Source organism: Pseudomonas sp. SJZ079, from assembly GCF_007993865.1.
Classification (GTDB): Bacteria; Pseudomonadota; Gammaproteobacteria; order Pseudomonadales; family Pseudomonadaceae; genus Aquipseudomonas.
In genome coordinates this window covers 74,913-84,682 of sequence record NZ_VIUH01000010.1, presented here as the reverse complement: position 1 = coordinate 84,682, position 9,770 = coordinate 74,913, and the positions used below count along the sequence as shown (strand labels likewise).

Sequence of the window (9,770 nt, the reverse complement as noted above, 5' to 3'; positions counted from 1 at the left end):
TTCCCTGAAAACCTCGCATGCCTACCTGTTTCGTACACGCCCTGCCGTATCGTGCTGACCCCTCCTTTTACTTCGGCGCCGTCTGCCATGCCCCTGGTGCAGTCTTGCTCGACGCTGGCCGCCCCGCCGCCCAGCGCGGACGCTACGACCTCATCAGCGCCTGGCCGCTGGCAGAACTGTCGGCAACCCCCGACGAATCGGCCAGCGACTTCCTCCAGCGCCTGCGCGATGCCCTTGCGACCCTCGGTGCCGCCGATGCCCCGACCGGATGCCCGTTGCCATTCACCGGCGGGCTGATCGGCTATCTGGCTTATGACTTCGGTCGCCGCCTGGAAACCCTGCCCGCACAAGCCGTCGACGACCTCGGTTTGAGCGATGCGCGCTTGGGGTTGTATGCCTGGGCCATGATCAGCGATCACCAACTGGGCACGAGTCAGTTGGTGTTTCATCCGGCACTGGCCGTAGCCGAACAGGCGCGCTTGCTCGCACTGTTCGACGCCATCGACGCCGAGCCCGCGCAGCCCTTCAAGCTGCTCGAGACCTTCCAGGCCGATCTCGATGAAACCACCTACCGCCAGGCCATCGAGCGCATCCAGGCCTATATCCAGGCCGGTGACTGTTACCAGGTAAACTTCGCGCAACGCTTTCGCGCGCGCTACCTGGGGGATCCCTGGACCGCTTATCAGGCTCTGCGCGCCGCCTGCCCGACACCGTTCGCCGGCTATCAGGCCTTGCCGGACAACGGCGCGATCATCAGCCTGTCGCCAGAGCGCTTCCTGCGGCTTAGCCAAGGCCAGGTCGAGACCCGGCCGATCAAAGGCACTCGGCCACGCGCGGACGACCCAGTGGAAGATGTCGCCCAAGCCGACGCGCTAATGGCCAGCCTGAAGGATCGCGCCGAAAACCTGATGATTGTCGACCTGCTGCGCAACGACCTGGGTCGCAGTTGCCGCATCGGCTCGGTGCGCGTACCGGAGCTGTTTGCCCTGGAGAGCTATCCCAACGTGCACCACCTGGTCAGCGCGGTAACCGGCGAACTGGCCGAGGGCAAGGATGCGCTGGACCTCATCGCCGGCAGCTTCCCCGGCGGCTCGATCACCGGCGCGCCGAAGATCCGCGCCATGCAGATCATCGATGAACTGGAACCGACCCGCCGCGCACTCTACTGCGGTTCACTGCTCTATTTGGACGTACGCGGCGGGATGGACAGCTCGATCGCCATCCGCAGCCTGCTGGCCAAGGATGGCCAGCTCAGTTGCTGGGGTGGTGGCGGAATAGTCGCGGACTCCGACTGGCAGGCTGAATACCAGGAATCCCTGACCAAGGTGAAGGTCCTGCTGGAGACCCTGGAGCGCTTCTGCGGCTAAACCAGAGGCCCCCGCTTGGGGGCCTTTAGGACTGCCGGGAATTACAGACTCAGCTGACGATTGGAAGCCTTGAGAAACTCGCGCTTGAGGTCTTCATAGCTGTGCACCGCAGGGAATTGCGGAAATTCACGAATCACATTATCCGGCGCATGGAACAGGATGCCGGCATGGGCTTCGCTGAGCATGGTGGTGTCGTTGTACGAGTCGCCCGCCGCGATCACCCGATAGTAGAGGCTCTTGAAGGCGAGGACCGACTGGCGCTTGGGGTCTTTCTGACGTAACTGGTAGCTCACCACACGGTCATTTTCGTCGGTGATCAGCTTGTGACAGAGCAGTGTCGGAAAGCCCAGCTGACGCATCAGCGGCTGAGAGAACTCGTAGAAGGTGTCGGAGAGGATCACCACCTGGAAACGCTCGCGCAGCCAGTCGACGAACTCCACCGCGCCTTCCAGCGGCTCGAGGGTGGCGATCACTTCCTGGATGTCGCTCAATTTCAGACCGTGCTCATCGAGGATGCGCAGGCGCTGCTGCATCAGCACGTCGTAGTCCGGAATATCCCGGGTGGTCGCTTTCAGCGATTCGATGCCAGTTTTTTCCGCGAAGGCAATCCAGATTTCCGGAACCAACACACCTTCCAGGTCGAGACAGGCAATTTCCACAGGACACTCCTAGATTGGGCTTGAGAAGAGGCGGCACTCTAGCCCTTCAACCAACGCTGCGCAACGCAGTGCTTATATCCAAAGTACGGGGTTACCCTGCTGTTTGGATATTTAGTCGTATAACTCCTTTTTGCTACCATCCGTCCACAGAGCGCTCAGCGCCAGCCTATACATGAGGACACCAGCCCGATGAGCCACCCCTTCGCTGTAGCCGAACTGGCCGCGACTTACGCCAACAAATCCCCCCAGGACATCCTCAAGCTTGCCTTCGAGCATTTCGGTGACGAGCTGTGGATTTCCTTCAGCGGCGCCGAAGACGTGGTGCTGGTGGACATGGCCTGGAAGCTGAATAAAAACGTCAAGGTTTTCAGCCTGGACACCGGCCGCCTGCACCCGGAAACCTATCGCTTTATCGATCAGGTGCGCGAGCATTACGGTATCGCCATTGAAGTGCTGTCCCCCGATGCGACTGCGCTCCAAGCACTGGTCAAAGACAAGGGCTTATTCAGTTTCTACAAGGATGGCCATGAGGAGTGCTGCGGCATCCGCAAAATCGCGCCGCTGCGCCGCAAGCTGGCGACGGTCAAGGCCTGGGCCACTGGCCAACGGCGCGACCAGAGCCCGGGCACCCGCAGTCAGGTCGCTGCAGTGGAAGTGGATGGCGCCTTCTCCACCGCCGATAAGCCCCTGTACAAATTCAACCCCTTGGCGCAGATGAGCAGTGAGGATGTCTGGGCCTATATCCGCATGCTCGAGCTGCCCTATAACGCCCTGCATGAGCGCGGTTTCATCAGCATCGGCTGCGAGCCCTGCACTCGCCCGGTACTGCCTAACCAGCATGAGCGCGAGGGTCGCTGGTGGTGGGAGGAAGCCACCCAGAAAGAATGTGGGCTACACGCCGGCAATCTGATCGCAAAGAACTGACCGACCGAACCGGCAGTACGAAAAAACCCGGCACGGGCCGTAATGCTGTTCGGTTAAGGAAAAATGCCGCTTATCCCTTATGGGAAAGCGGCATTTTTCATGTTCTTACTGCATGAGCGATAGTAAACACTGTTCGTCTTGTCGTTTAAGTAAACGGCATTACGGCGCTGGCCGGACCTTTTGTGAGTGAAGGGAACTCAATAGGTGGGTAGTTCCACATCGTGAAACAACTCTTCCAGTTCGGACTTGTTGTGACACTGCACCGCCTTGGCCAACACATCACGGGTCAGGTGCGGGGCGAACTTCTCGATGAAGTCGCACATGAATCCGCGCAGAAATGTACCGCGACGAAAGCCGATCTTAGTCACGCTGGCTTCGAACAACTCGCTGGCGTCCAGTACCACCAAGTCCGGGTCCAAAGTCGCATCCACCGCCATCTTGGCCACGATGCCGACCCCCAGCCCCAGACGCACATAGGTTTTGATCACGTCCGCGTCGGCGGCTGTGAACACCACTTTCGGCGTCAGGCCACGATGACTGAAGGCCTCATCCAGCTTGGAGCGGCCAGTGAAGCCGAACACGTAGGTGACGATCGAATGTTCGGCCAAGGCCTCCAGGGTCAGTTTCGGTAGCTTGGCCAAAGGATGGCCCTGCGGCACCACCACACAGCGGTTCCAGCGGTAGCACGGCATCATGATCAGGTCGTTGAACAGCTCCAGACCCTCGGTGGCGATGGCGAAATCCACCGTACCGTCGGCCGCCATTTCGGCGATTTGCATCGGCGTGCCCTGATGCATGTGCAGGGCGACATCCGGATATTGTTTGATAAAACCACTGATCACCGCGGGCAGGGCGTAGCGCGCTTGGGTGTGAGTGGTGGCGATGGTCAGCGTGCCTTTCTTCTCGTTGGAGAACTCTTGAGCGATCTGCTTGATGCTCTCGACCTTGCGCAGAATTTCCCCGGCCGTGGTGATGATTCGCTCACCCGCAGGCGTCACACGGGTCAGGTGTTTGCCGCTGCGGGCGAATACCTCGACCCCCAGTTCGTCCTCCAGTAAACGAATTTGTTTGCTGATCCCCGGCTGTGAGGTGTAGAGGCTTTGTGCGGTGGCCGAAACGTTGAGGTCGTGATGCGCGACTTCCCAGATGTAGCGCAATTGCTGGAGCTTCATAAAAATCCCTCAAAGCAGAAGAACGGCCGCACAGGTGCCGGCAACGTTATATAACCATATTATTGGTTTAACCGTTAAATCTAGACCGTTTAATTAGACTCGCTAGTTTTCATCGGATCAAAGCTCGGTATGGCTGCGATGCTGCAACATAGGCACCAAATACACTGGAACCTCGGACAACTGCACCAGACGTGCCGCCGTACGCCCAAGCGGAATGTCCAGTTCCGTGCCATGACTGTGACTGCCTACGACCAGCAGATCCACCTCAAGTTTCTGTGCCTCTTCGAGGATCACCAAGGGCGGATCACCCTGCACCACCCGCACCGCCCGGATCACTTCGAGTTCATGCTGGGCCTCGCCCACCTCATCCCGAAAGCCTTCTAATACGCGCTGTTCAATGCTCGCCATTACTGTACTCAACCCATTGCTGCGCAGTTCCTTGAGGCGTTCCTCATCCAAATAGGTCTGCAATACCGACTCGGCAAACAACCCCATAGGCTCCACCGCATGCACGACATACAGACTGGCATTGAACGCGCGAGTCAGCGCCAGGGCATGCTGTAAGACATAGGGGGCGTACAGACCAAGATCGGTGGCGTAAAGAATCGAACGAATCATGCGGCCTCCTCGCCTGCCCGCGCGGCGGGTCTAGCTTGAGCTTAGCAGCGCCATCCGCAAGTCAACAAAAGCGCAATCATTTAGGACGAATGGCTATATGCGCGGCAGGGATGAGGGTTACAACTGCGGCTCATTGCTCACACCATGCGGCACGTGCCCGGTCGCCACTACTTCGCGGGTTTTCTCACAGTGCCCGGGCTGGTCGTCGAAGAACACATCGGCGCCAAAGGTTTCGAGAATCGCAGCCTTCTCCAGGCCGCCGAGGAAGTACGACTCATCCAGGCGAATATTCCACTCGCGCAGGGTGCGGATCACGCGCTCGTGTGCCGGCGCCGAACGGGCGGTGACCAGCGCCGTGCGAATCGGGCAGGCTTCCTCGGGAAACGCCTGCTGCAAACGATGCAGAGCAGCCAGAAAAGGCTTGAACGGCCCGCCGCCCAGCAGCTCACGCGCAGACTCGCGCTCGTGGCTCTGGAAGGCCTCCAGACCGCCCTGCTGATAGACCCGCTCGGACTCGTCGGAGAACAACACGGCGTCGCCGTCGAAAGCGATGCGCAACTCGTTGCTCGCCGAGCGCCGCGCCCCACCCGAGAGAATGGTGGCCGCGCCAAAACCTGAGCGCAGTGCGCTGCGCACATCCTCGGCGTGGGTGGAGAGAAACAACTGGCAGCCGAACGCCGCCAGATATGGATCGGGGCTGCGCCCGCCGACAAAGGCCGCCCGCGATATGCCCAGGCCGTAGTGCTGGATCGAGTTGAAGGCACGCAAGCCCGTGTCGGCACTGTTGCGCGACACCAGAATCACCTCGACCTGCGACTGACCCAGTGCGCTGTTCAAGCCCAGCAGCTTTTCGACCAATGGGAAGGCATCGCCGGGCATAAGAATCTCGTCCTCATGCTCGATCTGATACTGGCGATAGGCTTCGACACCTTCGCTTTCATACACCCGGTGGCTCTCACGCAGGTCAAACAGCGCCCGCGAGGAGATTGCCAATACCAACTTGTCCCCCAGCCCCTTGCCCATAACCACCTCAGCCTTGTTGGTTGCGTTGAGCGAGAAAACACAGCGTCTGATACAGCGCCCTAACCCGCGGCATGTCATAGCCAGCCTGCGCAGCAGCAGCCAGGGGCGCGGCGTAAATCGCCTGCAGCTCCAGCGTTCGCTGCAGCGCGAAATCGTGGTACATGCTCGGCCAGTAATCCGGCATGCGATCGGTCGCCGCCAGCAACTTGCCGGGGTAGCCTTCCGGCAATCGATGTCCGCAGGCCATAGCAGCGTCGACCACTTCCTGCATGATCGCCTCAATCAACGCACGACTATTGGCGTCGGCCATCAAGCCCCGGGTGCCTGAGTTGAGCAACACCGAGAGACCGTTGTACGGGACGTTCCATACCAGCTTCTGCCAGCGCGCCTGCCCCAACTCAGACATGGCCGCGGAGTCCAGCCCTGCGGTTTTGAACAATGCAACGCCCGCCTCGACCACCTGCTGACGCTGGGCATCCTCAGCCACAGGCCCTGAGTGATAAGCGAGGTTTACCCCGCCCATTGCCTGATGCTCGACAACCCCTGGCGCCGAGCGGTGCACGCAGATGAAACACAGACCCGCGAGCAAGTGCAGCGAAGCCGGTAACCGCGGTCGTAATTCGTCCTCCACCGCCAAGCCATTTTGCAGCAGCACCACTTTGGCCCCCTCGGCTGCCGCTTGGGTAATAGCCGGCACTAACTCGGTATTGCTGGTGGTCTTGGCCCCGACCAGCAGCCAATCACAAGGCGGCATATCCGCCGCACTGCAATATGCCTGCAGCGGATTGGCGTTGATGGCGCCGTGCACCGCGCTATTCAGCTGCAACCCCTGCTCGGCCACCAAAGCGAACTCGCTGCGTAACAGGAAATGCACGTCAAAACCGGCACGCGCCAGCATCACGCCATAGAAACCACCGATAGCTCCAGTACCGATAATGCCGATACGCGGACGTTGGGTTACAGACATCAAGGGAGCTCCTCAGCTGGGCGGGACAAGGCTGCGCCCAACGCAGCAATTAAATCGGCCGCGCGTAAATGGCTGTGCAACGCGCCATGGAACTGGCCGTCACGCACGACAAACAGTGCCGGCAAATGAAATACCTCATAGCGCTCGACCAGCCCGGCATTATCAGCCGCATCGATCCACGCCAAACGCTCGAGAGGCAGACTCAGCCTTGGCAGTTCGCGCCGCAACCAGCGGCAATTGCCACAGCCTATGCTGGTGAAAATCACCAGGGACGTACCAGGAAAATCGAGCAAACGTCGATCGGCATCGAAATCGGTCAACTCCAGTTCAACCGCTATACTGCCCGGCATAATGTCAATTTGATTGCATTTAAGGTCGATCTGCATGCGTCGTTTTCTACGTCATCCCAGCGATATGCCCGTGGAGCTGGTACTTAGTCGACAGCCCCCGGTGTCCAAGCAACGGCTGAACAATATCAGCCTCGGTGGCGTAGCGTGCAATTCAAACCGTGGCTTTCGCCGCGGCACTGCGGTTGAACTGCGCATCCCATTGTTCGGCGATCGGGCCCGCTATCCAGGCGTGGTTGCCTGGTGCCGCAAACTACCCGACCACTATGTGGTCGGCATCGCCTTTATCGACGAGGACACACTGTTTCGCGCGCGCATGGTCGAACAAGTCTGCCAGATTGAAAATTACCGCCAGCAGCGCGAACAAGAACTAGGCGAACGGCTCTCAGTCGAGGCAGTCGCCCAAGAGTGGATCAAACAACATGCCAGCGAGTTCTCCAATGCCAGCCTGAACTAGCCATTTCGCGCATTCATTGCCGATTTAACAACCCCTGCCCCATTGTCGAGCCAACCAGTAACGCGCTAAGGTTCAGCTTCCCCGCTGTGCTCATAATGCTGTGCTCCGCCACACGGGGATCGCTGGCGGCCGGCACCCGTGACCTGACGACACTGACCTGATGAAAAGCACGATGGCTGATTTACCGATCGATGACCTTAACGTTGCCTCCAACGAAACCCTGATCACCCCCGAGCAACTCAAACGCGAGATTCCGCTGTCCGATGCGGCGCTGCACACCGTCGCCTCCGGGCGTCAGGTGATTCGCGACATCCTCGATGGCAAAGACCATCGTTTATTCGTGGTGGTGGGCCCCTGCTCCATTCACGATATCAAGGCTGCCCACGAGTATGCCGAGCGCCTGAAAGTGCTCGCGGCCGAAGTGTCGGACACCCTGTACCTGGTCATGCGCGTGTACTTCGAGAAGCCGCGCACCACGGTCGGCTGGAAAGGCTTGATCAACGACCCCTATCTGGATGACTCGTTCAAGATCCAGGATGGCCTGCATATCGGTCGTCAACTGTTGCGCGATCTGGCCGAAATGGGCCTGCCGACCGCCACCGAAGCACTCGACCCGATTTCCCCGCAGTACCTGCAGGATCTGATCAGTTGGTCGGCCATCGGCGCACGCACCACCGAATCGCAGACCCACCGCGAAATGGCCTCAGGCCTGTCCTCGGCGGTTGGCTTCAAGAACGGCACCGATGGCGGCCTGACCGTGGCGATCAACGCGCTGCAGTCAGTGTCCAGCCCCCACCGTTTCCTGGGTATCAACCAGGAAGGTGGCGTCTCCATCGTCACCACCAAGGGCAATGCCTACGGTCACGTGGTACTGCGCGGCGGCAACGGCAAACCCAACTATGATTCGGTCAGCGTGGCAGTCTGCGAGCAGGAACTGACCAAAGCTGGCATTCGGCCGAACATCATGGTCGATTGCAGCCACGCCAACTCGAATAAGGACCCGGCCCTGCAACCGCTGGTGATGGACAACGTCGCCAACCAGATCCTCGAAGGCAACCAGTCGATCGTCGGCCTGATGGTAGAAAGCCACCTGGGCTGGGGCAATCAGTCGATCCCCAAGGATCTCGCCCAGATGAAATACGGGGTGTCTATCACCGATGCCTGCATCGACTGGGACAGCACCGAGAAAACCCTGCGCGGCATGCACGCCAAACTCAAGGACGTGCTGCCGCAACGCCATCGCGCTTAGGTGTCGAGGCCAACAAAAAGGCTATGTCTCAGCAATGTGTTGGCCGCAGCTTTTGTAGGGTGGGCAGCGCAGGTCGGGTAGCTGAAATCAACTGCGGCATTGGCGCGCCGCGTAACCCACCAAGTGGCGGTCGGCGTGCTGATCATGGCGGGTTACGGCGCCACTGATCGAGTTACAGCCAATAGCCTTGTGTTTGGCGCCTAACCCACCCTACGGATCGACTTAAAGCAGGAGGAGGTGGGGCGCCATGCCATGCAACACAATATTGGGACATAGCCAATAAAAACGCCGGGCATTGCCCGGCGTTTTTATTCAAGCGATCTCAACCTTTGGCAGTATGCCGCTGCCGCCGCTCCATATAGCGCTCCACATAAGAGCACGAAGGGATCACCGTGTAACCCATGCGCTCGGAGTACTGCAAGGCATGCTCAGTCAAGGCCGCCGCGATTCCACGACCACGCAAGGTGTTCGGAACGAACGTGCGATAAATGTCCAAGGTCTGCTTCCCCAGGTCCATGTAGGCCAGGTAAGCACGATCACCATCTACTGTGGTCTCGAATTGATGACCGGCCAAGTCATGGTGAATGGACAACATCTCGCTCATCTCAACTCCTCTAATGAATCCTAAAACTGCACCCGCGCCTGATTGATCACTTCCAGGCCAAGCGACATGCGTAGTGTTACCACGCTGAAACCCGGTAGAGGCTTTGCCGTTGGCAATTTGGGGCAAAACACCCTGATAGTACAGGCAACTGTAGGTGAGCAAAGGTAAATACTTAGCAACATGATCGACCAAACAGGCCTCGCTGACAAATACCGTCTACCCGCGACTCTGCCTAACCAGGCTGATTATGCCTTGACCGCTCGCCTGCGGCCGGTGTCGACGAGCCGCCCTTCCGGCCAATCCAGGCAACCTACTAGAGGGGCCGCCACCTGTCGATTGCACACCCCAGGTGGTTGCACCATGGCCTGAATACGCGGGGCGCG

General features: G+C 59.4%; 11 protein-coding genes. 4 read left to right on the top strand and 7 right to left on the bottom strand.

All coding sequences use genetic code 11. The annotated features are described in order from the left end of the window. The first annotated feature begins 17 nt into the window (after nt 1-17). Nucleotides 18-1,367: an aminodeoxychorismate synthase component I gene (gene pabB / locus FBY03_RS11425; RefSeq protein WP_147172454.1), complete on the top strand. Its 1,350-nt coding sequence runs from the start codon at nt 18-20 to the stop codon at nt 1,365-1,367. A 41-nt stretch (nt 1,368-1,408) separates the two neighbouring features. On the opposite strand, the gene thrH is transcribed toward pabB, so the two are convergent. Beyond that, nucleotides 1,409-2,026, bottom strand: coding sequence for a bifunctional phosphoserine phosphatase/homoserine phosphotransferase ThrH (gene thrH, locus FBY03_RS11420; RefSeq protein WP_147172453.1), 618 nt, complete (start codon nt 2,024-2,026; stop codon nt 1,409-1,411). Nucleotides 2,027-2,215: 189 nt separating this feature from the next. Here thrH and FBY03_RS11415 point away from each other — a divergent pair, with 189 nt between their 5' ends. Next, on the top strand, nt 2,216-2,950 hold the full coding sequence (locus FBY03_RS11415; RefSeq protein ID WP_218570773.1) for a phosphoadenylyl-sulfate reductase: 735 nt from the start codon (nt 2,216-2,218) through the stop codon (nt 2,948-2,950). Between the two features lie 197 nt (nt 2,951-3,147). Here FBY03_RS11415 and cysB read toward each other — a convergent pair whose 3' ends face one another. The 5 genes from cysB to FBY03_RS11390 form a co-directional block, all read right to left on the bottom strand. Then, entirely contained in the window at nt 3,148-4,122 is a 975-nt protein-coding gene (gene cysB / locus FBY03_RS11410) for an HTH-type transcriptional regulator CysB (protein ID WP_147172451.1), read from the bottom strand. 117 nt (nt 4,123-4,239) lie between these two features. Beyond that, entirely contained in the window at nt 4,240-4,740 is a 501-nt protein-coding gene (locus tag FBY03_RS11405) for a universal stress protein (protein WP_147172450.1), read from the bottom strand. A gap of 117 nt (nt 4,741-4,857) precedes the next feature. Continuing rightward, nucleotides 4,858-5,763: a 5'-nucleotidase gene (locus tag FBY03_RS11400; RefSeq protein ID WP_147172449.1), complete on the bottom strand. Its 906-nt coding sequence runs from the start codon at nt 5,761-5,763 to the stop codon at nt 4,858-4,860. A 7-nt stretch (nt 5,764-5,770) separates the two neighbouring features. Continuing rightward, entirely contained in the window at nt 5,771-6,730 is a 960-nt protein-coding gene (locus FBY03_RS11395; protein WP_147172448.1) for a putative 2-dehydropantoate 2-reductase, read from the bottom strand. Beyond that, entirely contained in the window at nt 6,730-7,116 is a 387-nt protein-coding gene (locus FBY03_RS11390) for a co-chaperone YbbN (protein WP_147172447.1), read from the bottom strand. The genes FBY03_RS11395 and FBY03_RS11390 overlap by 1 nt, the downstream gene beginning before the upstream one ends. On the opposite strand from FBY03_RS11390, the gene FBY03_RS11385 reads away from it, so the two are divergent. Then, nucleotides 7,115-7,534 (top strand): PilZ domain-containing protein, encoded by a 420-nt coding sequence (locus FBY03_RS11385; protein WP_147172446.1) that lies wholly within the window; start codon nt 7,115-7,117, stop codon nt 7,532-7,534. The genes FBY03_RS11390 and FBY03_RS11385 overlap by 2 nt on opposite strands. Nucleotides 7,535-7,706: 172 nt before the next feature. Continuing rightward, nucleotides 7,707-8,783: a 3-deoxy-7-phosphoheptulonate synthase gene (locus FBY03_RS11380; protein WP_147172445.1), complete on the top strand. Its 1,077-nt coding sequence runs from the start codon at nt 7,707-7,709 to the stop codon at nt 8,781-8,783. 322 nt (nt 8,784-9,105) lie between these two features. Here the strand turns inward: FBY03_RS11380 and FBY03_RS11375 are convergent, their stop codons facing one another. Continuing rightward, a complete protein-coding gene (locus tag FBY03_RS11375) occupies nt 9,106-9,387 on the bottom strand; it encodes a GNAT family N-acetyltransferase (RefSeq protein WP_025165823.1) in 282 nt (93 codons plus the stop codon). Between the last annotated feature and the right edge of the window lie 383 nt (nt 9,388-9,770).

Coding starts and splice junctions, on each gene's coding strand:
- pabB (WP_147172454.1), top strand. CDS start 18: ATGCCTACCTGTTTCGTACACGCCCTGCCGTATCGTGCTGACCCCTCC.
- cysB (WP_147172451.1), bottom strand. CDS start 4,122: ATGAAGCTCCAGCAATTGCGCTACATCTGGGAAGTCGCGCATCACGAC.
- FBY03_RS11390 (WP_147172447.1), bottom strand. CDS start 7,116: ATGCAGATCGACCTTAAATGCAATCAAATTGACATTATGCCGGGCAGT.
- FBY03_RS11395 (WP_147172448.1), bottom strand. CDS start 6,730: ATGTCTGTAACCCAACGTCCGCGTATCGGCATTATCGGTACTGGAGCT.
- FBY03_RS11405 (WP_147172450.1), bottom strand. CDS start 4,740: ATGATTCGTTCGATTCTTTACGCCACCGATCTTGGTCTGTACGCCCCC.
- FBY03_RS11385 (WP_147172446.1), top strand. CDS start 7,115: ATGCGTCGTTTTCTACGTCATCCCAGCGATATGCCCGTGGAGCTGGTA.
- FBY03_RS11375 (WP_025165823.1), bottom strand. CDS start 9,387: ATGAGCGAGATGTTGTCCATTCACCATGACTTGGCCGGTCATCAATTC.
- FBY03_RS11380 (WP_147172445.1), top strand. CDS start 7,707: ATGGCTGATTTACCGATCGATGACCTTAACGTTGCCTCCAACGAAACC.
- FBY03_RS11415 (WP_218570773.1), top strand. CDS start 2,216: ATGAGCCACCCCTTCGCTGTAGCCGAACTGGCCGCGACTTACGCCAAC.
- FBY03_RS11400 (WP_147172449.1), bottom strand. CDS start 5,763: ATGGGCAAGGGGCTGGGGGACAAGTTGGTATTGGCAATCTCCTCGCGG.